This window comes from Nostoc foliaceum FACHB-393 (assembly GCF_014698505.1).
Classification (GTDB): domain Bacteria; phylum Cyanobacteriota; class Cyanobacteriia; order Cyanobacteriales; family Nostocaceae; genus Nostoc; species Nostoc foliaceum_A.
In genome coordinates, this window is record NZ_JACJTD010000015.1 from 106,538 (window position 1) to 132,077 (window position 25,540).

The 25,540-nt window shown below is 40.7% G+C and carries 14 protein-coding genes and 3 pseudogenes; 8 read left to right on the top strand and 9 right to left on the bottom strand.

The window, feature by feature from the left end; translation table 11 throughout:
• Nucleotides 1-390: 390 nt before the first annotated feature.
• Nucleotides 391-1,626 (bottom strand): annotated as a pseudogene (locus H6G92_RS14690) (glycosyltransferase family 4 protein); the annotation flags it as partial.
• A 497-nt stretch (nucleotides 1,627-2,123) separates the two neighbouring features.
• On the opposite strand from H6G92_RS14690, the pseudogene H6G92_RS14695 reads away from it, so the two are divergent.
• From H6G92_RS14695 to panD, 4 genes and pseudogenes are all read left to right on the top strand, one after another.
• Nucleotides 2,124-2,219: pseudogene (locus H6G92_RS14695) on the top strand (RNA-binding protein); the annotation flags it as partial.
• Nucleotides 2,220-2,792: 573 nt separating this feature from the next.
• Nucleotides 2,793-4,166 (top strand): MATE family efflux transporter, encoded by a 1,374-nt coding sequence (locus H6G92_RS14700; protein ID WP_190894412.1) that lies wholly within the window; start codon nucleotides 2,793-2,795, stop codon nucleotides 4,164-4,166.
• Nucleotides 4,167-4,262: 96 nt separating this feature from the next.
• Complete coding sequence (locus tag H6G92_RS14705; protein ID WP_313889966.1) at nucleotides 4,263-7,904, top strand: histidine decarboxylase; 3,642 nt, start codon at nucleotides 4,263-4,265, stop codon at nucleotides 7,902-7,904.
• Between the two features lie 231 nt (nucleotides 7,905-8,135).
• Nucleotides 8,136-8,576, top strand: coding sequence for an aspartate 1-decarboxylase (panD, locus tag H6G92_RS14710; protein ID WP_190894413.1), 441 nt, complete (start codon nucleotides 8,136-8,138; stop codon nucleotides 8,574-8,576).
• 332 nt (nucleotides 8,577-8,908) lie between these two features.
• Here the strand turns inward: panD and H6G92_RS14715 are convergent.
• Nucleotides 8,909-9,773, bottom strand: a pseudogene (locus tag H6G92_RS14715) (ISKra4 family transposase); the annotation flags it as partial.
• 839 nt (nucleotides 9,774-10,612) lie between these two features.
• On the opposite strand from H6G92_RS14715, the gene H6G92_RS14720 reads away from it, so the two are divergent.
• Nucleotides 10,613-13,048: a hypothetical protein gene (locus H6G92_RS14720; protein ID WP_190894414.1), complete on the top strand. Its 2,436-nt coding sequence runs from the start codon at nucleotides 10,613-10,615 to the stop codon at nucleotides 13,046-13,048.
• A 748-nt stretch (nucleotides 13,049-13,796) separates the two neighbouring features.
• Complete coding sequence (psaK, locus tag H6G92_RS14730; RefSeq protein ID WP_190733200.1) at nucleotides 13,797-14,057, top strand: photosystem I reaction center subunit PsaK; 261 nt, start codon at nucleotides 13,797-13,799, stop codon at nucleotides 14,055-14,057.
• Nucleotides 14,058-14,171: 114 nt separating this feature from the next.
• Here psaK and H6G92_RS14735 read toward each other — a convergent pair whose 3' ends face one another.
• From H6G92_RS14735 to H6G92_RS14765, 7 genes are all read right to left on the bottom strand, one after another.
• Nucleotides 14,172-14,924, bottom strand: coding sequence for a metallophosphatase (locus H6G92_RS14735; protein ID WP_190894415.1), 753 nt, complete (start codon nucleotides 14,922-14,924; stop codon nucleotides 14,172-14,174).
• An 85-nt stretch (nucleotides 14,925-15,009) separates the two neighbouring features.
• A complete protein-coding gene (locus H6G92_RS14740) occupies nucleotides 15,010-15,822 on the bottom strand; it encodes a metallophosphoesterase family protein (protein WP_190894416.1) in 813 nt (270 codons plus the stop codon).
• A complete protein-coding gene (locus H6G92_RS14745; protein WP_190894417.1) occupies nucleotides 15,819-16,595 on the bottom strand; it encodes a CobW C-terminal domain-containing protein in 777 nt (258 codons plus the stop codon). The genes H6G92_RS14740 and H6G92_RS14745 overlap by 4 nt, the downstream gene beginning before the upstream one ends.
• Before the next feature lie 137 nt (nucleotides 16,596-16,732).
• Nucleotides 16,733-17,473, bottom strand: a complete 741-nt coding sequence (locus H6G92_RS14750; RefSeq protein WP_190894418.1) for a DUF3891 family protein — start codon at nucleotides 17,471-17,473, stop codon at nucleotides 16,733-16,735.
• A 420-nt stretch (nucleotides 17,474-17,893) separates the two neighbouring features.
• Nucleotides 17,894-18,586, bottom strand: a complete 693-nt coding sequence (locus H6G92_RS14755; RefSeq protein WP_190894419.1) for a manganese catalase family protein — start codon at nucleotides 18,584-18,586, stop codon at nucleotides 17,894-17,896.
• Nucleotides 18,587-19,018: 432 nt separating this feature from the next.
• A complete protein-coding gene (gene hemN / locus H6G92_RS14760) occupies nucleotides 19,019-20,401 on the bottom strand; it encodes an oxygen-independent coproporphyrinogen III oxidase (RefSeq protein WP_190894420.1) in 1,383 nt (460 codons plus the stop codon).
• A 157-nt stretch (nucleotides 20,402-20,558) separates the two neighbouring features.
• Nucleotides 20,559-21,275, bottom strand: coding sequence for a biliverdin-producing heme oxygenase (locus tag H6G92_RS14765; RefSeq protein WP_190894421.1), 717 nt, complete (start codon nucleotides 21,273-21,275; stop codon nucleotides 20,559-20,561).
• 421 nt (nucleotides 21,276-21,696) lie between these two features.
• On the opposite strand from H6G92_RS14765, the gene acsF reads away from it, so the two are divergent.
• Both acsF and H6G92_RS14775 read left to right on the top strand, forming a co-directional pair.
• Nucleotides 21,697-22,773 carry a magnesium-protoporphyrin IX monomethyl ester (oxidative) cyclase gene (gene acsF, locus H6G92_RS14770; protein WP_190894422.1) on the top strand — a complete coding sequence of 359 codons (1,077 nt, stop codon included), beginning with the start codon at nucleotides 21,697-21,699 and terminating at the stop codon, nucleotides 22,771-22,773.
• A 340-nt stretch (nucleotides 22,774-23,113) separates the two neighbouring features.
• Nucleotides 23,114-25,369, top strand: a complete 2,256-nt coding sequence (locus tag H6G92_RS14775; protein ID WP_190894423.1) for a DUF1796 family putative cysteine peptidase — start codon at nucleotides 23,114-23,116, stop codon at nucleotides 25,367-25,369.
• Nucleotides 25,370-25,540 lie beyond the last annotated feature (171 nt).

The following is a 25,540-nucleotide window of genomic DNA, read 5'->3' on the forward strand; positions in this document are numbered from 1 at the left end:
TTATTCGGACAGACTCTTAGCATTTAGATGTTAACTTACCTTTTTATACATTTTTTAGTGTCAAGTTTTGTAAGCAAGCCTATAAAATAAACTAGCTAAGTAATTTCCACTAATTAAACTAATAATGGAAATCACTCAGCCTAGAGAAATATTTAGAATAAATGATTGAGTAATGGTGAGTGACGACTAGGAAAATAAAATTATTGCTTACTTCCAAGTTACTCATTCACCATTATCTGTTACGCAAGAGAATTATTTAGCAACCAAAACTGCCTGTTTTGCTGTTGATTGCACTAATTCGACTGTTGACTCCACTAGTTCTTTTGCTGTTGACTGCACTAATTCGGCTGTTGACTGCACTAGTTCTTTTGCTGTTGACGCTACTGGTTGTTGCTGCAACAGTTCGGTGTAAAGTTCACTCAGTTGATGTGCTACGCCATCCCAGCTAAACTTACTTTCGACGCGCTTTCTACCAGCTTTACCTAATTCGTCTCGCCACTCTGAATTTAAGAGAATTCGGTCAATGGCAGAGGCAAAGGCATCTACATCTTGCGGTGGTGCCAATAAACCAGTTTCTTCATTAACTACAGTAAACTGAAGTCCGCCGACATCACTTGCTACCACTGGTGTACCGCTTGCCATCGCTTCGATCGCTACGAGTCCAAAGGGTTCGTAGTGGCTGGGAACAACGCAAACATCAGCAGCCGCGTAATAAGTTGGCAAAATATCTTGACTGAGACGACCAGCAAGGGTGGTAAAGTCGCTCATTCCCAATTCGTTGATAATGCCCTCAATGCGATCGCGCTCAATCCCGTCGCTGTTACCTGGAGTACTACCACCACCAATAATTAACTGGAGATTCTTGGAGTCGCGTAGCCCAGACTCGTTTACTGCCCGCACCAAAGTTTCTATCCCTTTGCGTGGGTCAAAACGCCCTACATATAATACAACTTTGGCTTCTTTGTCAATTCCCAATTCAGCCCTGGCTGCTTCTCGTGCAATCGAACCAAACCGCTGAATATCTGTACCACAGGGAATGATGTCAATATTGCCTTTAGTGGAAACTAGCGATCGCATATGTTGCTGTTCTTGCGGACTTGTCGCTACAATTCGCTCTGCTATTTCCAACACCTCTTTTTCTACTGCTAATCGCTGACTGGCAATCAGAGGGATATCTTCTATAGTGTTGTACTTGACTGCTCCTAATGAGTGGTAGGTGTGAACCTGTTTACTCTCTTGGATTTTCTTTAACTCCATTCCCACCCAACTAGAGAGCCAATAGTTAGTGTGAACTAATTGGTATGTAAAGTCATTTTTTAATTGAAATTTGAGGAAATTATCTACAAATTCAGGCAGATATTCAAAAATATCATCTCGTGGCACAAACTCAAGGGGACCAGCTTTTAAACGAATAGTTCGACAATTCTCGCTATGTTCAACAATCGAGTCTTGCTCCAGACTCACTTTGCGAGTAAACATATCAACTTGCCATCCCAGCTGCGCTAGTGCTTCACCCACATTACGCACATAAACATTTTGTCCCCCAGCTTCTTCTTTCCCTATTTCAATCGCCGGGTCTCCGTGGACGGAAATCAAGGCGATACGTTTTTCGGTGGTAGAGTTCATAGTTTGTGTGTTGCTGATTTTAACAAAGTTTTAGGCTTTTCCAAGTTCGTGTATAGCACACTTGCCTAAATTGTTTAAGAACTTTGATTAATATTGATTTTAATTTACTATGCCTAATATTTTTTTACATCCTCTGCCAGAAGTATACTATTAGATTAAATACAAATATTTAATTTCTTTAGATATAGAAAATTTATATCTTTATATTTCATACTTCTGATAGATGACAATTATTATTTTTTATATGTCAACTCTAAATCATTAGTGAGAGACAAAACCGCTAAAAAGCTTATATATAAATGCTTCTAGCTCCCGTACTTTCTCTTATTTCAATTCGGATTGCTATATTAATTCAGCATATCTAATGCTTTTGATAGATAAATATTATGTTTTTCATCTTGTTTGTGCAGATATGATCCCATAGATACATGCATTAACGTGAGTTGGACGAAGCGAAAAAGCAGCGACACGCAGAGCATCTCGTTGAGAAGGTAGTTTTAAAAGTGAATAAGGCTAAACCCAGAGAAGACAGAGGCTCGTCTGGTGGGAACCGGGGAGGGTACGGTGGGGGCGGTGGACGTGGACGTTACTAAGTTTTTGTGGATGGGACAGGGTGATTGACAGTTTTTTATCTACTGTTTTCTGGAATTCGCAATCTAGCTTTTGTAGTCATCTTCAGAAAAGCCACTTATAAATAATGGATATAACTTGCCCTTGGGGAATATAACCCCAACGAAAGCCCAGCCTTTATGACTGGGCTTTTGAGTCTTGAGCGAGCGCAGCCAAAGAGCAGAGGGAAAAATGCTTTCAAAAACCACCTAGTAAGAAACTTCCTGACTGAATTTCTTACTTTAGTTCCCACAAGCCGCGCTATTAAATGATTTTGGTCGCCATTGTTTCGCACTGTTCTTGCTCGGTTGGAGCTTAATAGCTTCAGTACAAAAGATAAAATTGCCATTCATTTTACTACTTCAATTGCAGTATTAAAACCCACTTAAAAAAACGAAAATTGTACAGTAAGTTTGTATACTCCTTTGTTACAAGTGATTTTAAGTCTTCCTGCTTACTCAATTCCAGTGATCACCTGTTGAATCAAAGTTTTTGCAACACGCCCTTCAAACCTCTGTAATTTTTCAGATAACATAACTGTCACGGGGAAAATAAAATTGCCGTCATTTAACTCCAAAGTATTTTTAGAAGCTCAAGCCTGTTTAAAATTGGCAATTCCTTTAGCTGCCGCACAGTTATCTGAAATTGCCACCAGCTTTACTGATACGGTAATGATGGGTTTACTGGGGAGCAAAACTCTAGCAGCAGGAGCATTGGGTTTTACAACCTACATTGCCCTCCTTTGGATGAGTTCAGGTATGGTTTCAGCAGTGGGTGTACTCGTCGCGATCGCCTTTGGCGCAGATCAACTCCAACGCATTCGTAATATTGCCTGTCAAGGACTTTGGTTAACTGTTCCCTTATCGATTCCTATGATGTTGCTGTTGTGGAATATGACTCCCATTTTGCTGCATTTGGGGCAACAAGAAAGTAATGTCTTGCTCTCTCAGTCTTATCTACGAGCAATTGTCTGGGGCTTTCCAGCCTTGATTGGCTTTTCTGTCCTCAAAAACCTTGTGTCTGCCCTCAACCGTCCCCAACTGATTATAGTGATTATGGTAATTGGGGTAGTTGTTAATGCCATTGCTAACTACATCCTCATGTTTGGCAAATTGGGTTTACCAGCTCTTGGTTTAGCGGGGATAGGTTGGGCAAGTACCCTGACACTTTGGATTCAATTCGTCGCTGGAATGAGTGTTATTAGCTTAGACAAAGAACTTAGAACCTATCAATTGTTTGGTAATTGGTATCGCTTTAATACTTTAGTATTTAGTGAAATTATCAAAATCGGTTTACCCATAGCTTTTCTATTTGCCATAGAAATTAGCTTAAATACCTTTATAACCTACCTTATAGGTTATTTAGGTACTGTTCCACTTGCCGCGCATCAAATTGCTATCCAAACCGCACAAATCGTCTTTATGGTTCCTTTGGGCATTTCCTATGCCACCACCATGCGTGTGGGACAAAAGTTGGGAGAGAATGATCCAAAAGGGGTAAGACGAGCGGGATTTGTGGGAATGGCTTTGGGAGCAATATTCGTAAGTATCGTAGCTTTAATTTTTTGCGTATTTCCTAACTCCATTGCAGAAATTTATTTAGATCCGCAGAATCCAGAGAACGCAGAGGTTGTAAAACTCGCTATCACTTTGTTAGTTCTAGCCGCCGCTTACCAAATTTTCGATGGAACGCAAGTCATTGCAGGTGGAGCGTTGCGGGGATTAAAAGATACTCGCGTTCCCCTACTAATTGGTCTATTGTCCTATTGGGCAATCGGGTTAGGAAGTGGTTATTTGATGGGAATCTATTGGCATTGGGGCAGCGTTGGTTTGTGGTTTGGCTTGGTTTTAGGAATTTTATCAGCTGCTATGAGCTTAATCTGGCGTTTCTACAGTAAAACTACTACTCTGTTGCAACCCAAAAAGAATTAATGAAACAGCTAGATGTGAAAATATCTATATTATTTCTTCAAAAATAAAATTAGTTAAACATCTTACAATTTAGACTACTTTAGAAAATTGATAAATGTGGTCAATGATCGGCTGTTAAAACTGGATTTAAAAAATTCATTAGGCGTAAAATGGCAAGTTTCACCAGAATTCCAAATTATTACCAAAATTCTTGAAGATTTTCAGCAGAAGCTAATTCAATATACAAAGCATTACGCAGGCTATCCAGAGAACCTGACTTTTGACTACAATCCCCTGTTGCTTTTTTTGGAATATCACTTGAATAATGCTGGAGATCCATTCGTTCCAGGTGATTTTGGTCTTCAATCCAAAGAATTTGAACAAGAATGTATTTCTTGGTTTGCCCAGCTTTATGAACTCCAAGAATACTGGGGCTATGTAACCAGTGGTGGTACGGAAGGGAATTTATACGGAATTTTGTTAGGTCGAACACTCTACCCAGATGGAATTTTGTATTTTTCTCATGACAGTCACTACTCAGTTGCTAAAGCTGCTCATCTGTTAAGAATTTCTCACTGCGTTATCAACTCTCAACCCAACGGCGAAATAGACTACGAACATTTAGAACAGGAACTATCGAAGCGAAAAAATCAGAGTGCTATTCTCAACCTCAACTTGGGAACCACCATGAAAGGGGCTGTAGACAATATAGAGCGAGTCATTGGCATTATTGACAAACTCGACATTCGTTTTCACATTCATTGCGATGCTGCACTCGGAGGAATGTTGCTCCCGTTTATCGAGGGGGCACCGCAAATTAGCTTTAGGGACTATCCCATTGGCAGCATAGCGGTGAGCGGTCACAAGTTCATTGGCTCTCCTATTCCTTATGGAATTGTTCTCACTCGTGCTGAATATGTGAAAAAGATTGCCAAAACGATTGAGTATATTGGCAGCCCAGACACGACCATCACAGGGTCACGCAGTGGATTAACTCCCTTGTTACTCTGGTATGCCCTCAAAACTAGAAGTCAGTATTTCGAGCGGGAAGTTACAACCTGCTGGCAAAATGCCAAGTATCTGTATAATTGCCTGATTCAAATCGGTAAAAATCCCTTACTCAATGACTTTTCAACTACAGTCATTTTTGAAAAACCAGGAATAGAAGTCTGCCGGAAGTGGCAATTAGCTACCGAGGGCTTTTTGGCTCACGTTGTCGTCATGCAGCATCTTTCTATCCAGAAAATAGATGAGTTGATTCAGGATCTGTGTATGAACGAACTCTCAGACCAATGTATCCACCATATATTCCAAGACCAGGTGGAGAAAACACCGGAAAAAATAGCACTCGTCATGGGAGATTTAGAGTTTACCTATACAGAAGTGAACCAAAGAGCAAATCAACTTGCTAATGCTTTAAGAAACCTTGGGTTAGACTTTGAAACTCCAGTGGGCATCTGCTTGCGACGTTCCCCAGAAGCAGTAGTCGCCATTCTGGGAATCCTAAAAGCGGGCTATGCTTACGTCCCCGTAGATCCAGACTTCCCAAAAGCTAGAAAACAGTACATTATTGAAGATTCTGGCTGTGGAGTCCTGATAACAGAAAAGTCTCTGCTCCATACCCTTCCTCCCTTTCAAGGGCAGATTCTCTTAGTAGATGACGAATCTCTATCGCAACAAGAAAGCAGCAACCCTGACGTTGCCGTTACTCCTGATGCCTTAATGTACATTTTGTACACTTCCGGCAGCACTGGCATCCCCAAAGGCGTTTGTGGAATTCACCGAGCCACTGTCAATCGCTGCATTTGGATGTGGAATCAGTATCCTTTTACCGAAAACGAAGTGTGTTGCCATAAAACCACCCTCAACTTCGTGGACTCAGTTTGGGAGATTTTTGGGGCCTTGCTCAAAGGAGTAAAAGTCGTCATTCTTCCTCACTCCTCTAGCGCCAATCCTCAAGAAATGATTGGCTTTCTTCACGAAGCCAAAGTAACTCGCATCATCCTTGTGCCATCCTTACTACAAGTGCTGCTCAAGACTTCCTCTGATTTTGGAGAAGCCCTCCCCGCCCTCAAAATTTGGACGGTAAGTGGAGAACGACTGACACAAAATCTGTTACAGAAATTCAGAGCCAGCGTACCTCACGGGATTTTGCTGAATCTCTACGGAAGTACCGAGGTAGCGGGTGACGTTACCTGGGCTGAGTTTGCGGGGGATATAGGAAACCTAGAACGGGATGTCGCTATTGGTCAGCCCATCCTTAATGCCGAGATCCATATCTTGAATGAAAATTTGCAACCAATTTCTCCAGGCGAGGTAGGTGAACTGTGGATAGGAGGTGCCGTGCTAGCACGCGGATACCACAAAAAGCCTCAAGAAACCAAAGCTCGATTTATACCCAATCCGTTGTCTGGCAACGGTATTCTCTTCAGAACAGGAGATTTAGTAACCAGAAACAATAATGGCATACTGTACTATATCGGTCGGATTGACAATCAGGTGAAAATTCGAGGATTTCGAGTAGAGCTAGAGGAGATTGAAAAAGTCTTGGCGCAGTTTCACCCGGAAATCTCTAATGTCACCGTTATTGTTCAGGAAGAAAATGAAGCACTAGAAACAAAACAGCTAGTGGCGTTTGTTGTCCCTTCTACAGTTAATGTGGATGCAATGAAACAGTACGCCTTCTCCAAGCTGCCTCATTATATGGTACCAGCGAGGCTTGTTGCTGTAGATCAACTGCCTCTGACTGCCAACGGTAAAGTTGATCGCCAAGCCTTATCTACTATGAGTGGCTGGAGGTTTAGAGTCATAGATTCACAAAAGCTGCCTCAAACCGAAACAGAAAAGTTATTAGCAGACATTTGGCAGCAGATGTTTTTTGTTTCTCCTGTTAGCAGAAACGATGATTTCTTTCATCTGGGTGGAGACTCTTTGTCTGTTGTGTCTTTCCTAGAAAAATTGAAGCAGGAATTTGGGATACGCATTCCTCTTTTCAACTTTGTCAATGACTCATCCCTCGCATCTTTAGCAAAGCTTTTCGACGAAGCAAAACAGGTAATATTTTCTCCAGTATTTGAGGTCTGCTTAAGTGATGTTGAGATTGTCCCTTTTGAGGATAAATACCTCGAACAAACTGCAACATTAGTCAGTGAATCCTTCACGACAAGAAGCCCTTTAGAATTGGTGCTGGGTGTTAAGCAAGAAGAATTTTACATCTTTGCTCATCAAGTATGTAAAAAATGCCTCTCAGAGCAGTTATCCTACGTTGCGGTTGATAAAATTTCTAAAAATGTTATTGGATTTTGTTTGAGTGAAGATTTCGCTAGTTCCCGGGTAGAGAAATTTGAGATACCTGAGTTCTTTAAGCCAATTTTTGTTTTACTGGATTCTTTAGATCAATTGTATATCAAAGGTTACGGGGAGGTGAAAATAGGAGACATATTCCATGTTTTGATGTCAGGTACGTCTTCTCATGTAGAAGGTACTGCTATTGTCTTAGCTTTGGAAAAAAAGGGACTAGAAGTAGCGGCAAATTTGAATTACAAGCGTGCTGTGACAACTTGTACTCATCCTGTGACGAGCTATATTGCTCAAGAGTTAGAATATCAACGAAGATATGCAGTGCAGTATAAGTCTTTTGAGTTTGAAGGCAGACACATTTTTTCTAATATTTCTGCCCCTCATAAAGAAGCAGTGCTGTTTGAAAAAATGCTTGAAAAACCATTATTCTATTCACATATAGGGGTTCAGCCAGGATAGCTAGCTGCAAAATGGGAAACCTTGTAAAGTCTTGTAACGCAAAAAAGTAAAACCCTTGATATACGGTTGTTTCAATCCCAAAATTTACTTGACTTTTACGGTTGAAACATTCCCAAAAAAGTTTATTTATGGGCAAGTTGGTAAATCAATAAAACACGTTCTGCAACATTTATTTACAACGTGTCTTCTTTTGTGCATATCCCGGCTAAACCCCATATACAGGAAAAAATAATGGCTAGAATTAGAATGATGCACGCCAAGTTGCATAAAGTGCGCGTAACGGATGCAAATGTTAATTATGTAGGCAGTGTCACTATTGACAGTGAATTGATCGATAAAGTGGAAATTCTGCCTTTGCAGGAAGTGGAAATTTGGAATGTTAGCAATGGCAATCGCTTATCAACCTATGTTTTGCCAGGGGAACCTGGAAGTGGTGTCATTTGTCTTAACGGTGCAGCAGCTCATTTGTGCAATCCTGGAGACTTTGTAATTATTGCTGCCTATGAAGAATGCGATCGTGCTGAGGTATTCCGCACCGGATACGAGGCCCGAGTGCTGATTGCTGATGAACAAAATCGCTGTAAAAAGTTTTTCTACCAGACTTTGAATCCCAGCGAGGGAAAACTCCTATTTAACTCCGAGGCAACCGAAACACTAGCAAGCTCTAATTAAACTAGTTTTAGGCGTTCGAGTAGCATCCATAAAGTTACACAGAGCAATTTTTTGAGCCAATGTTGAGCAAAAGTGTTGCGAGGTCGCAACCATCAAAAACGCTTGTGGGACAACGCTTTCCTGTTTAATACTTTAGGTATTTCTTACCTTTTTCTTTCGCAAATCCTGAGATGAAGACGGTGAAAGTATTGAGCCGAAATGCGCGACGTGAAAGTTGTGCATCTCGGCTCAATACCTAACTGTCATGTTATTTAGCTCTCTAACCCACCTTCCGCACCCCCAAGTGTCACAAACAGAAATTACTGAGAGAAAAAAGGCAAGCAGGAATTATATAGATAGTTGATGAACTGGGTTACTCCTACATATTTGCATTTTTTGAGTTTGGTGATTGCTGGTTCTACTTGTCCGTGCCAAAGTTCAGCCTCAATGTCCACCAGGAATTTTTTGGTAGCTTGTATTTTATAGAGATTTTCTTTCAAATGATACCAATCTAAAATTTCTTGACGAATATTGGAGTCTGCTATTTCTGAAAATAGATTCCAAATGCCATCATGTCCATCTCCCAAGCAATAAAGGGTTTTACCGATGTTTTGACTGTTGATCCAATTAGTTACGGAGAGATTATCCTGAAAGAATGCTCCGTAATATATCCCCTGCAATCTTCCTGTTTTATACTCTTTCCAGTACGCGGGTTTTCCTTTCTCTTGAGAGCGTAACCGTACTTTTCCCCCATCCAAACATACCTCTGTTAATTTCTGCCTTACGTTCGGGGGGGATGTATCCACCTTCTGGACTTGGCGATGATAGGTACTATGACCTACTTCTATCCCGGTCATGACCAAGATGTCTTTTTCTGCATCTTGGAATGAAACGTTTGCTGCCAGTAATAAACAGCACTTTTCTAATAATGGGCTAAACCGCCTATATGGCTCAATCCCCATCCGCAAGGCTTGAAGTCTGGTGATAATTATTTTACCTACACAGCTTCTTATAGTTCGGTTGCGCCCTCTAGTCGTTCCCGTTTTTTCTCCGATAAAAAAAAGGCGATTTTCGGGCTGACGTGTTCCAGTACCTGATCTCGAACGGCTGTTTCGATTCCTTCAAAGGTTTCGATTTTTGAGGGTGGCGTGTTTTTATACAGAATCTTGGCGATGGCTTTTACGTGTGCATCCAACTGTTTTTATCTTCCGGGGTCATTGGCTTTGATCGTGGGATTGAACACAAATAATTCTCTCGAATTCTTGTGTTGATGTACAGCCCCGATTTATTCGCGAGTGTCACTCGCGAATAAATCGGTCTTTTCACCCTCTTTTTGCAAAATTGGGATGCTCCCTGTAAGTTATTGCCATCACCGCCATAAGAAGTATGCGCTCAAGTGAAAACCTCTGCCATAAGAGAGATGGTTTTATTTAAAGTGTTTTTTTAAATCAAGGTAATCCACAAAGACAAGCAAAGCTTACGATACAATTCTACGATACAATTCATAGATTATAGATTGAGTACGGCAAGAATGATGTTGTATCTTATTCCTTAATTGATGACTGATTTTGAGTGTGAAAGAAGTAAATTTGTTAGAGACTTTGCTATTAGCTTTCTAACAGATTGATATGCAATCAAGTATAACTGAGAAGAAATCAAAATAGTTCGCTGTATTTTTAGTGTAGAAATACCATATGGAGTGATTTTATTGATTATTAGGCTACTTATATTTGTGGGCTGTCTTAAAACTGTATTTTAATCAAAGGAGAATTTCACATGAGCATGATAACTCCAATAAATTTCTTCAATAAAGAGAAAAAAATAGATAAAAACTGAGAAATAACCGTCAATTATTAGTAACATTTAGGAACAAAATTTTAGTTAGTAAAACTCATTTAATTCATTAATTGTGTTCATTTAGTAACAACCAGTAGCACCCACTTTTTTTTACATTCGATTTTGTTTAAATACCGATATAGCTTTTAGTTTACCCCAGTAACATTGAGTTTGTAGTCCAACCTAAAACTTCTCAAAACCCTAAAAATCACAGAGAAAAAATGAAACTTTTAACGATCGACACCAAAAACAGTTGTTACGTTATTGACGCTAATGCAATGAACCACCTGCAACAAGATGTTGCTAGCTCTTTTACTTTGGAAAAAGGGACTTTTGATATAAAAATTACCAGTGGTCGCTATAGTTATGCTCAGAGCGAAACTGAAGGCGAACCTTTGGTTGTACTTTGGATATATGGGGTTGATGGTAGTACATTTATCAACAAAAACACAGGCACTGAAACAGGTGCAACTTGGACAACTTTAAACGGATATAACAAGAAGTTACAGTTGGAAGTCAAAGAGAAAGCTGTTATATGTGCTTTGTTCTTTGATGTGAATAATAGTGATAACAAAGGAGAGGTTAACCTTTTAGTTAGCAGTAGTAAACCATTTTTCAATCCTCAAACTATAACAGTTGATAGTAAGAAAAACTGTTACGTTCTTAATGAAAAAAGTCTCTCTAAACTGAAGCAACCAAATTCCAATTTTATTGAATTGGAACCAGGAAATTATAAGATAAAAATTCGTGAAAGCAACGCTACGTATTGGTCTTCCGAGCAGAAATTCCAATTAGAACCTTGGGCTTTGCTATGGATTAAAGATGGAAAATTTGTTTCTAATCTTACTGGTATTGAAGTTGCAGAAACTTGGTGTTCGCTCAATGGATTACAAGACGAATTCATTTTAGAAGTCAAAGAAAAAACTACTATTTTAGGATTTTTCTTTGATACCTACAAAGAAGATAACAAAGGACAAGTTGTTCTAGAAATTAACACAGTCAGTAAGGGTGTAGTAGACGAAGGCTATAACAAACAGCCGAGACCGACAGTAACAGGAGTGCCAGACGGTAATGTGAATGAAGACAAGGTTACTATTGTCAGCTCTGGTGGTGGAACTAGCAGTGGAGGAGGTCGCTTCAGCAGTGAGAATGGTTTCAGCTTCAGTTTCGATCAAGATCAGATGGAGCAAATGTGGCAAGAGATAGCAGCCAGGCTCGAAAGCTCAGTCAGCGTAACGGCTCAAAAAGACGAAAATAAACAAGCCTACTGGGAAGGTCTTGAAAAATCGATACTCAAAGGCTATCAAAGCCAAGCTAAGACACTTGCCATGCAGGTAGCACGGCTTGAGTTCATGATGAAGACTCTCATACAACAAACTGAGGAAAATTTTAACCAAAGCTTCCAAGGTTGGTCTAGTTACTTTAATAAAAATCTCAATGACTTGTTTATTACCAGAATTCCCAGAATAGTTAATGACCAGGTTCATCTGGCAATTACTGAACAAACCCAAGAAGTTAAAAACTTAGTAATTCAACAGATACAAATAGAACTCAATGAGCGTGTTGAGTCTGTCGTTAATCTGAAGATTACTAATCAAGCTCAAGAAATTAAGACTTCAGTCATTAACCAGATGTCAAATGACATTGACCAACGAATTGATAATGCAGTTAATGTCAAAATTACTAATCAATCTCAAGAGATTAACACTCAAGTCATTAACCAGATGTCAAATGACATTGACCAACGAATTGATAATGCAGTTAATGTCAAAATTGCTAATCAATCTCAACAAATCAGCAATCAAGTAATTCAGCAGATACAAAATGACATCGATCAGCGTGTTGATAGTGTCGTGAGCCTGAAAATTTCTGATCAAACCCAGAATGTTAAAAATCTGGTGATTCAGCAAATGCAAACCTACGTTGAGCAACGTATTGACAATGTAGTTAACCTCAAAATTGCTAATCAAGCCCAAGAGATTAACACTCAAGTTGTTCAGCAGATACAAAATGACATCGATCAGCGTATTGATGCAGTAGTTAACCTCAAAATTGCTAATCACACCCCAAACATTAAGAGCCTAGTAGTCCAACAGATTGAAGCTGATTTCGATCAACGTATCCAGTCTGTTGTTAAGCAATCTACAGGTAACAATGTTCAGTTAGTCGTTAATAATGTCGTCAACGAGCTTGATAATCGCATCAATGTCAACTTAAACAATAAAATTGTCAACTTCCGCAATGAAGTATCTACCCTCGTTAACAATGAGATTAACCAAAACTTCACGGAGTCTCTCAAAACTATGATTTTATCAGATATCAAAAAACAGCAGTTCTACATTGATATGCAGTCAATCAAAGCTGAGGTAGAGAACTTTTACGCCCGTTTAGGACAGTTTGAGAGTCAGTTATATTTTCGTATTGAACAGGGTGATACCCAACTTTATAATTGGACTCTCGAACAACTTATTGCCCTTCAAGGTTGCTTAACCGATCGCCAAGCTCTGGTTGAGATTTTTGAGGTCTTCGCCAGTAACCTTAAAGACGAACTGAATGGTGCTGAATGTGTTCATCCTAGTCGGTTTACTCCTTGGGTAAGAAGAACTTCGCAAGCACAATTTGAGCCTAAGCAGCCTCAGCAACTGCCAAACGCTTAATTATCCCAACTACAGATCTGACTTTTCACCCCACATTCCGCAGGTTAGTTAAGAAAGAAGATAATATTTTCGACAAGGAGCAGCTCTCATAAGAACAGATAAAACTCACTCTTTAGGCAGTATTTTGTTGTCTGAATTTGATTATCTCTGAATTCTTAGCCTGGAAGTAACAATCAGGGGCATTCCACCAATTTAGGATTTCGTATAATCGGCAATTGAAAGTCTTTCAACCTCTGCAAATGTCTCATTGCAGAGGTTGAAATTTGCTCATGAATGCTTGAGACAAGCCCATTAACTTGCACCAGCTTCAGCTACAGCTGCACCTTCTTCTGGTTTAGGCTCCTTCGCCTTCTTCTGGAAAATTTGGATTCCCGCATCAACCACCTCAAAACCATTTTCTGTTGGTTGACCGAGCTTACCCGATATAGCTCCAGCCCAGTCTCCAAACTCCGAAGCATTACTTTCAGCCTTACGCTAGCTTTTTGCGTTAATCAAAGCAGTGAAGACTACACCGTTTTGATCGGGTGAACGAAAAAAGGTGTGGGGAAGAGCTTAGTTTAAAAATTAAGCTTTTTGACGATTTTGGCGTAAATCGCTGAATTCATCTCGTTGAACTCACATTATATTAAATATTAAGTAGTGAGAATAACTGTTAAATATTGATGCAAAATCGGGTACTTTCTGGAATTTGCCTCGGAAAGTTTCAGATTATATTTTCAATCATTAATAAATTTCAGGAGCAAATCAGGTGTTTACTTCAACCTTACTCGCTGCTGCAACCACACCTCTGCAATGGAGTCCCACAGTTGCACTGATTATCATTATTGTTAATATCGTTGCCATTGCCTTTGGTAAATCTACCATCAAATATCCTAACGCAGAACCAGGACTACCCTCAGCCAATTTATTTGGTGGTTTTGGTTTACCAGCCCTTTTAGCAACTACCGCCTTTGGTCATATCTTAGGAGTGGGTGTTGTCTTAGGGCTGCATAACCTGGGAAGAATTTAGGTTATTACCCAAGTTAGCCTTTATTTGATGATTATTTTGTCTCCAGCTTTGAGCCAGAGAGTTAGTTCTCTGGCTCTTTTTTATTCAAATTGTCCTAAGATATTTCTTCTTTGCCTAGTAGGGAACTACTTTAGTTGACTTTACCTGAAATCCCTTGCTGACACCGTAGCGCACAGTCCTAAATTCCAGATGATTTGTACTTGGTGTATAAAGGGTATATTTTGCTCTACTAGGTATTCGTCCCACATTACCCACCCCAATGACTTGACGCGGAGAAATTTTCATGGTTTCGGGAAATGCTTGACTATCAAGAGTAGTTATGCTTGTAGTGATAGAACCTGCTTGCAATTGATATTGAAAAGCCAAGCCAGAACGACCGCAAAACAAGTTATTTGCTTGCATCCGCGATAGGCGATCGCACATGATAATAGGGTGAGTTTCTGGTGTCAGTTCCTCGTCTACCGCTACTGTTGTGGCGTGAATTAACAAACAATCCAGTTCAAAAAAACCAAAGTCTAGTGTTCTCAACCATTGTACCGTTTGGCGAGAAACAGACTCCCACAGCAACTTAACTGTTTCTCCCCCATATTTTGCCATCAAATCAGTCGCTTCTCCAGTTGGGCCAAGACCATGTAGGATAAAACACTGTTCTTCCCACCAACCTTTACAAATCAAAGGTTCTAACTCTCCAGGTTGCGGGTTACGCACCCGTTTTACTAACTTCTCCGTTTCTAGTCTGGGCCCGACCAAATCGCCCAAAATATACAAAGCCTCTACAGCAATACCCTGACGCTTAATATCTGTCATTACAGCTTCATAAGCTGCCAGATTCCCTTCAATACCACTTAAAATCGCCCATTTACTCATATCAATTTTGGTTTTTAGATTTTAGTTTAAAGATTGGGCATTGGGCATGGATTATTCTCATTGTCCCCTTGTCCCTCGCTCTTCTTTACCTCGTACAAACATGAGTCGGGTCATCAGCCCTTTCTGCAAATTCCAATCCTTGCGCCAAACGCCAAGCAAAAACTGGCGGTAAACCCTTTTCGATAATTGCCGCACAGGTTTTTTGATAATCGTAAGGTACTTCCCGCAAATTCACTTCTTGATTTTCTGTGTCATAAATCACATATGTCGCATTTGGTCGCCCGTGTCGAGGTTCTCCCACGGAACCTACATTAATAATTCGCTTGAGGGATGTAGTGAAATTGAGTAACTGTTCTTCTGCTGTCTCAGCTTTGACACTAACCTGTAAACTGCCTGCATCCAAGTTACGCACATAAGGTACATGAGTATGTCCACAAAATAGCACATCCGCTTCTGTGGAAAGTACTCGCTCCAGAGCGGCATAAGCATCAAGTTCTGGTAATAAATATTCGTGATTGCTGTGGGGGCTACCATGAACAAACGCCAAATTTCCCTCACGTAAACTATGGGGTAATTGCCTTAAGAATTCGCGGTGTTCTGAATAAATTTCGTTATTTGTCCACTCGTGAGCAATTTTGCCACGTTTTTCAGCCAATAACGAGGGATAAGTACAATCACAAGCATTCAGTCCTTCGACAATATCTTCATCCCAACACCCCGCGCAAGTAGGAATATCAAGGGAACGAATTTGTTCAACTACAGCATTTGGAGAGGGCCCATATCCAACCAAATCGCCAAGACAAAAGATTTTCTCAGCTTTTTGGCGATCGCTATCTAACAATACCGCATCCAAGGCTTCATAGTTGCCATGAATACATGACATGACCGCGATTTTCACTGTATACTCTCCTCAATTAAGATTTGTTTTACCTGTTCTTGGTATTGTGCGATCGCAGTTTCTGACAAATAGCAATCTTGCAAGGTTTGTCTAATTGCAGACTCATCCAAGTTTTGTCCCAATACTTCCATCCCACTGAAGCGCTGTGGTCTACCTTCTAAATGGCGTGGTAGGTCTAATTCTAAAAAATCAGTTGCCGAGATACCCGCCACAAAATCTGCGTATAGTGAACGTCCATCAGCAACATCAAAAATTCCCTTAGCACGGGAAACGTGGCCGTAAGCGCCGTGGGTAATTTCGTACCAAAATTCGTTTAAACTATCTTCGTCAATAACTTGACCACTGGTTGGCGCACGCCATAATTGGGTTTGGAGAATGCTGCTATCTACATCTGTGCCTGTGATAATTTTTTCTGCCCAAGTATGATATTCAGAATCTTTGAGGTGGGATGGTAGGATGGCGATCGCTTTGTAAGATAAGTTGTCTAATATTTGCTCAATTGCGCCTAATTCTAAGTAAAACCCTAGTTCAATATAGGCAAGTTCCGTAGCTACTAGCTGGTTGATAAACTCAACTTCTTGCCCATCCCCAAAGACTTTTAACTCTGGGAATTCCGCAGCCACACGTGTCTGATCAATAGGAATATTCCCAGTGCCAGGACTAAAATAAATTACGTTTTTACTAGAAGTGGTACTGGACATCTGTTGGCAAATCCAAGTAGTTTTGCCACATCCAGCCGGGCCAGCAACGACAGTTATGATTGGTACACTCATATACAAATGATAATCATTTTCAGTCAATTTGCAAATATGGGTGAGCAAATTTCTCCAGTGAATGCTGTAGAAGCTTTTCCAATACCAAAAGCCCCCATATGGGGGCTTTTATTACTGACTATGGCAGTGACAAATATCTAACTCTTAACGAATGTCCACTCTAGTATCTTGATAGGAGCTTCTTGTAGTGCTTGAGTTAGTTCGGCACTGCTTTCAAATTTCACCTGGGACAGGTCGCAGGCTTCGACGTTGACCGTGAATTTATCCTCTTGGAAGGGCCAGGGTTTGACAACAACCAAATTATCACTGCGCTGCATGATGTCATAGCGCTGACCTTCAGGGCCCTTACTAATTTCTAAAAACCGCTCATCGTCGGGTAGTTCTTGCTGACATAAAATGAGAGAAAGGCGATCGCACCATTGCATAAATGCATAGGCTGCATCTACTTGTTCCTTTTCGATGCCCAGTTCCTTGCGCCAACGTTGCTGATTTTGAAGTTGCTCATCTAAAAGTTTATCTAGTTCTGAAAGCTGACCACGACTTGGCTCATTTAAACGGCTGATGTGCATGGAAATGAGTAGAGCCACCCACCGTCCTCGGTAGCGGGCATTGTTTGCCAGATCAGCAAATTTCTTAACACCAATCTCTGCATCCTTCTTTGTGGCGAGAGTGAAGTCCTTTGGCGCACCTGCTTCAGTAAGAATGTCCTCTTCCCACTCTTTTTCTAGATCATCGTGATGGGAAATTGCAGCGACGGTTTCATATAACCTTGCTGGCGCATCTTTACGTCGCCACTGTCCTGCAAGTTGAGCTGCTAATAAAGCATGGGCACGATGATAAATGACTTCCCAACCATTTGGTGTGGCATTGACAATCACAAATGAATCTCCTGATTCTCAGTTTTGATTTTGAGTTGAATTAATTTCTGAATCCAGAAACGTCGGGATAAATATTGAAGAGGTGATCGCTCTGACTTCTTGAGTGTGGCTAAATTAAATATTTATAGCCATTTTCTATTAAGTCTAGGATAGTCCATTCTTCGTAGCGCAGAGATATATGTCCGAAACGCGTGTTGTATCCAAATGAATATCAGCAAATACTACTTGGCTTAGATTCCCGACTTCTTAGAGAAGTCGGGAATCTTGTTGTTTAAGAATAATTTAGGATTGTCATAGGTTGGACAAAGCTAAATTTCCCCTAAAAAATACCTGAGGGGGATAAGCTGTTACGCATTTAATTTGTACATTTACCTAATGACTGATGACTGATGACTGTTAACAGTCATCAGTTAACGACCATTAAGAGTGACTTTCTAACGGATTTGCAATGTATTTGAATGTTGGTTCAGAATTCCAAGGGCCACGCTCATCTTGACCATTACCATCTGTAGATAGGTTGTAGTAGAGAGCAACAGTTTCATCTGGTTTAATATTACCAAAGAATGGATCTGTCAACTTACCCAGCGAATCTAGAGCTTTCATAAACATCTGGGTATGAGAAATTTCTCGTGTTAACAGATGGACTAAAGTCTCTTGGGTTCCTTTGTCAGTTGCCAACTTAATCAATTCTTCGTAAGTCTGACGAGCACCAGCTTCAGCTGCAACGTTAGCTCTTAAATCACGCACTACATCTCCACCTTCATTCAAGTAACTTGCAGTCCAAGCATTACCCTGACTATCTAGGAAATGAGGCCCAATACCTCTGACAGCAAAGAGAGTACTCTTATAAGCCTCTGTTTGATCTGTATTCTTAGTATGAGCTTCGATGAGTTTACCAACCATTTCTAAATGGCTGAATTCCTCAATTGCAATGTCTTGAAGCATGTCTTTAATTCCAGCATTCTCGACATGGAATGATTGAACCCAATATTGAAGTGCTGCACTAAGTTCTCCAGTAGCTCCACCAAACTGCTCTAAAAGCAACTGAGCAAAACGAGGGTTTGGTTCACTAACGTTAACTGCATGAATAGGTTCTTTTTTGTGAAAAAACATACGATTAGACTTCCAAAAATTATGATGTAACAGAAGAGAAAGACTTCACTTGTATTTAAGTTATCAACTCTGAACCAAAATTCTTTCTATCAGATGGGATAAATGCTAAATCCAAAAGTTAGACAAAGGAAAAGATATTACATCAAAACTGGATGACATTTGGCATTCTTATGCTATAAACACCAAATAAAATTTTTTGTAATAGATGAATTAATTGATTATCAATATATAATTCTAAACTTGATTAGCAGTATAGCAATACAACATTAATCAATTGTTTTGTGCTATTTGATATCTATCTTAAGACATAAAAATTTTATCTAGCTTTTTGGAGATGCGTTAAAATAATTCGTAATTAGTTAAATCCCCTCAGCCATTATTTTAAAGGTAGATTGAGGGGATAATATGTAGCCAATATTTACAGAAGGAATATTAAATGGCGCGGGAAAATTTTGTCTCTCGCATTTTTGTGTGAGTATCAAAGATGACGGCAATATTTCTTACTAGTAATCTACCGATGTCGGTAATCTGAATCTGATTTTTTGATAAACTAACTAGACCATCAGCTTCTAGTGGCTTTAATGCCTCTAGCTCTTCAGAGAAATATTCATCAAAACTGATATTATATTTGTTTTCAACATCTTGCTTATGTAACTGGAAGTGAGACATTATACCCATGATTACGTCCCGCCTGATAATATCATTTTGAGTAAGCTTGACACCTTTGCTAACAGGTAAAGCACCTGCTGCAAGTGTCTGATAATAATCTTTTAATTCCTTGTGGTTTTGGGCATAAGCGTCTTCTAACATACTGATGGATGTAGAACCAAAACCAAAGAGTTCTGTTTCAGCGTGGGTAGTGTAGCCCTGAAAATTGCGTTTGAGAGTGCCATTACGTTGAGCGATCGCTAGTTCATCATTAGTTTTAGCAAAATGATCCATCCCAATAAATAGATATTGGTTATTCGTCAATTCTTCAATGGTCATTTTCAGAATCTCTAGCTTTTCCTCTGCTGGGGGTAGCGCCTCTTGAGGAATATTTTTTTGTGTTGGTTTTAGCCACGGTACATAAGCAAAGTTAAAGACAACAATTCGGTCAGGATCTAATTCAATAGTCTTTTTCAGCGTCTCCCGAAATGTATCGCGGGTTTGATAGGGTAAACCATAAATTAGGTCTACATTCACACTTTCAAACTTAGCTTCTTTGACCCAACTCATGACATCAAAGAGCATTTCTTCCGGCTGGACGCGATTTACAGCCACTTGAACTTGGCTATTAAAATCCTGAATGCCAAAACTAATACGGTTAAACCCAATCTCTCTCAAAAAGAAAATGTAGTTTTTATCGATATAACGGGGATTAATCTCAATTGAGATTTCTGCTTGTGGATCGATGTTGAAATGACGATTTATATTTTTCCATAACAATTCTACTTGGTGACACTCCAAGTAATTAGGAGTACCGCCTCCCCAGTGGATTTGCAGCACTTTTCTGTCTGGATCGATTAAAGCTGCGGTGTTTTTGATGTCTTGAACCAAAGACTCCACGTAAGGTTTAGCAATATTCTTGTTGTTAGAAATTACCGTGTTACAGCCGCAGAAGTAGCAAGCACTTTGGCAAAAGGGGATGTGGAAATACAAAGAAAGAGGAGTTTTGCGTTGATTCGATGCTGCGATCGCGGCCTTAAAATCAGTTTCAGTGAATGTTTCGCTTAACTCTGTAGCGGGTGGGTAACTGGTGTATCTAGGTGCGCGAGTGTCGTACTTTTGGATCAGATCCAGATCAAACTTGACACCAGGTAATAGAAAAACCATTTAGTTGCTTTCCAATGAATGAGGGGAGTTGGGAGTGGGGAAGATGAGGGAGATGAGGGAGATGAGGGAAAAAGCTAGGCAAACTTCCGCCACAGGGTAGCAGAATAATTACTAACTCCTAACTCTTAACTCCTAACTCCAATGACTAATGACTAACTTAATTAGCCGCAGTTACTTCAGTACTACCTGAATTTTGGGAACGAGTGAGGCTATTAAACAGAACTTGACCGAGTGCTTTAATTAAACTTCCTTCTAACTCTTGAGCCATCTGTAAATTGAACCCAAAGGCATTATTAGCTTCTGCAACAATCCGTTCTGCTGTTATATCATCAATAGGTAATGCATTTAATGCCTGACGATACTTATCCTTAAATGCCTTTTTGTCAGGAATTTGCTCAAAATTATAAAAGGATGTGCCTTCATAGCCAGAAAGCTTCAGGGTTGACTGAGCAACTTTTTGTAGCATTTGACCCCCAGAGAGGTCGCCCATGTAGCGAGTGTAGGTATGACCTAGCAATAAGGCTGGTTCACTAACAGAAATTTCCTGAATGCGGCCAATGTATCTCTGGGTAACGGGTGAGGCTGTAACTTGCTGCCTCCAATTATTCCCATAATAGAACACCATATCTTTTTCAAGCGAAGATTGGCGATTAAGTTCGGGGAAGTAAACCGCACTAATCACAGGATGCTCTACATGGCTCTTTAATGCTGCTTCTAGTTCGCTGTAAACGTAATACAAGTTGCTTAAGAACTTGGCGAAGCAGTCTCTATCCACAACTCCTTTCAAAAAACATTTCATGAATCCCACATTTTCCGCAGATGTGTGGGCTTGTTGAGTTCCAGAGCGCAGTTTGATGGCTAGATTACTACTCATTGTTGCTTCCTTCATGTTCAAGGGCAAGGTTTCTGGGCAGTCACCGACTCAGGATGCCTGCCAGGGCCAGCTAAAAGATTGTTATTCTAGGTTTAGAAAGGATCTGCATTACTCTATCTGGCAAGTACCACTGCCGATGCAAATCCCAACTATTTTTATTTCTACTAAGATTATTTAACTATTAATTTATATATAACTATAAAGATATTAGTATTTATTTAGGTTTTTCTGATTTTCACCCTTAGGCACATCCCACTTGAGTAGTAACAAAACTGGTTGGGGAATAGGCATTTAAACTCTCCTGAAACAATAGTTAATAAGTTTATTTCTCACAATTTGCTTTCAATAATTTAACTGATGCTTATAAACAGCTATTTATGCTTATATAACTTTTAAAGGATGAAATAATCAAAGGATTCTCATGGTTAAGTCTCTGGAAACCTCCGAACCTGAGTTGCTAAAACCAGGTGTAAAAGCGCCTGTTCAAGAAACATTATTAACACCTCGGTTTTATACCACTGACTTTGAAGCTGCGGCGCAGTTGGATATTTCGTCTCAGGAAGCTGAGTTACTGGCAATTGTAGAGGAGTTACGAGCAGACTATAACCGTCATCACTTTGTCCGTGATGAAGAATTTCAGCAGTGTTGGGATCACATTGATGGAGAAACGCGTGCCGCCTTTATTGACTTTTTGGAACGTTCCTGCACATCAGAGTTTTCTGGATTTCTGCTGTTCAAAGAATTATCGCGCCGTCTGAAAAACCGCAATCCGATTTTGGCGGATGCTTTTAATTTTATGGCGCGGGATGAAGCACGCCATGCGGGATTTTTGAATAAGTCAATGGCAGATTTTAATCTTTCTCTTGACTTAAGTTATTTAACCAAAAATCGCACTTATACCTTCTTTCCGCCAGAGTGGATTATTTACACAGTCTACCTATCCGAGAAAATTGGCTACTGGCGCTACATTTTAGTGTATCGTCACATGGAAAAACATCCAGAACACCAAATTTATCCCCTCTTTCGCAAGTTTGAGAGTTGGTGTCAGGATGAAAATCGACATGGAGATTTCTTTAAAGCGCTGCTGCGATCGCAACCTCAACTATGGAACAATTGGAGAGCTAGATTATGGGTACGTTTCTTTTTGCTGAGTGTTTTTGCTACTCACACATTGACAGTATTTGAACGCGCCACCTTTTATCAATCTATTGGGATAGACCCGCGCGAATATAATACTAGAGTCATTGAAGAGACGAATAACACCGCCGCACGGGCTTTTCCGTTGATTTTAAATACAAATCACCCAGAGTTTTTCCGACGGTTGGAGAAGTGTTCTGACCTTAATCTGAAACTAGCAGAGATTAACAAGAGCGATCGCTCACCAATTGTAAAATTCTGCCAAAAATTACCCTTAATAGCCTCCATTGTTGGGCATTTATTGCAGACTTACCTAATCAAACCTGTTGATGCTGAATCATTAAGAGGGACAGTTCATTAGACATCTGGTGAAAAAGAGACGTAGCACTGCTACGTCTCAATAAGGTTTCTAGATAAGGACTGAAGCAAAAATTTAACTTAACCTTATCCTTTTTTTGATTTGTTCTTAGTTGTGCCAAAACTTTTAATGCAATATCCTTTATTTTATATCTTCTATAAAAATCCAAAGAATTTTTGAAAAGCTTGACTGCTGATAGCTTTGGGTAATGTAAATCAGAGCGTCAATATACTTAAGAAGATTAATACCGGATTATTAAGACTTCTACGTGATATTGTCAAAACAGGTTTAAGGATTCAGCCTTTCTGTCTGGCATCATACTCACTAAATCAGGATAAACTTTATGTATCGATTCCAGATTAGTGGATATACGCAAACGGGCGAATCCATCGGTCTTGTCGGTTCTACTCCAGAGTTGGGACTGTGGGACATCAAGAAATGTGTCTACCTGCGTACAAGTGGCGATCGCTATCCTTTATGGTGGACAGATATAGAAATTGACATTCAGCCGTCTTTAGAATTGGGCGATGGTCAGAGAGTTGAATATAAATATGTGCGTCTCGATGCAAACGGCAATGCCCGATGGGAAAGTTTACTAGATACAAACCGCTGGATACCGATTGACCCTAACGATCATTCCAGCACGATTATTGTGGATGATGGCGCATTCGGTTATTTACAACCTTACCCCTTTGGATACATTGAGAAGTCGGCTGTCAGGATGCCCGTGCAAGAAGAGACTGAAAGACTCAAAATCGTTGTCATTGGCAGTTCCGTTGCATTAGGTCATAAAGCCTGGTATTTGAAAGGTTGGGTTTGGTTATTGGCACAGGCTTTACAGCAAAAATATGGGCATCAACTTGTGAATGTGTCCGAAGTGGGGGCGAATGTCAGCAGAACGATCGCTCGATTTCCCTGGTTTGTCACCCCAGAACAACCAGATATTGTAATCATTGCCCTGTCTCTAGGTAACGAAGGTTTAGCCTACTGTCCCCCTCACGAACGGCGGGCAATACAACGGCGGTTTGAAAGTGGTTTGCAGCAGCTGGTAAAAATGACGCGGGACATTGGGGCTATTCCGATTTTGGGCGGTGTCTATCCTAATGGCGATTATTCCCTGGAACATTACTGGCTGATCCGAGACACACACAAGCGGATGCTTCGTTGGGATGTAACCGTACTGGATTGGTTGGCAGCCGTGGATGATGGACAAGGACGATGGAAAGCAGGGACATCCTTTGATCCGGCTCATCCGAACACGGTTGGTCACAGCCTTATGTATCAGCAGATCGACCATCACTTATTCGACATCGACAAAGACGAATTGGCCAAAGAAAAACAACGCTTCCGACAACCGAATGAATTTCCCATCTACTTTGACAATGCAGGCTTTCATGTCTCTGTCTGTATGGAAGAGAAGCGTTTACGGATCATTAATCGATCACAATACAGCTACACGATCGCTCCCTATTGGCAGGAATTGCAAACTGCACTGCAAAGTAAGGCTGGATTGATACCGGGTATCTACATTACGAAGGATACCCAACCAGGGACGCTCCCCTTCTTTGCTGTAGAGGATGGCGCGATCGCCACAACAGTGAATATCCCCCCTGGTGCCGACTTAGAATATAGCGCCGCCTTCAATCTTTTTTCGCCGAACAACTCACAAGTTTTGTTCTATGACGGGCATCTGGGGATTTTGCAAGCGGACGAACGCCACCTCTGGGTGATTAACGAATCAGACAATGAGTACAACATCCAGCCGATGTGGACGGAGGTTTGCAACGCACTTAAAGCTATGCCATCGGGTATCTATGAAGATCCACTTCATCCCGATGCCCCTTTTCGCACCATGATGATTAGCAACGATGGGCTAGAAAGTCGGGTGAAAGCACCACCTAAGTCTGCGGTGTTTTTCCAATATAAATGTCAGTTATCGGATATCAGCCGTGTGGCCATTCTTCCTCTTGGCGATCGCTGTGCCGTCCGCATGATGCTGTATAAAATGGAGTACGATGGCCCCGCCTTTCCCTTTGATCTAACGCGCACCACCAATATTGCAGATGTTGCGGATGCGATCGAAAACGGTTTTTATGATATGTGGAACCCTGCCTTTTTACACTACAGCCCAGATGCAGGCAGAATCTACCATAGTAAATGGTCAGGTTTGTCTTTTGCCCATGAAGTTGAGGAGACAGACGACCCAACGAGCGATATGTCTCCTGTCCATGAACGGATGCGCGTTCGTTACACGGCACGTTCTGAAAGATTTTGGTACGCACTGCGACACTGCGACAAAGTGCTTTTTATTCGTACAGGAATTAGCGATCGCGGTGGTGTGATAGATTTGGTCAACAAGCTACAAAAACAATGCCAGGGGAAGCCATTTCATCTCTTGCTGCTTTCTCCCCAAAGCGATGATGAGTTTTTAGACCTTCCCAATGTGCTGCATTACAATGTCGAGTTTAATCCCGATCGCATGTATGACGATTTGGGACACTGGATGTACTGCACAGAGGTGATGCGAGGAATTCTGGATTCCCTTGGGGTGTCTAGTAAAAACCTCTTCTGGTGTCCGCCCAAACCTCCAAAGGGGTGAGGAATTAGGTAGGGGCGATGCCTACGGCTGGCTACGCCTACGCATTTGTTATTTCGGCGAACTCATTTGCTATACTGCCGACTGGATCAAGTTGTTGCTGGGTCTAGCAGTTAAGTAGCCAACAATACTGGTTTCGATGTAAACAGTTTCGCTCATCTGGTATTAAGCTGT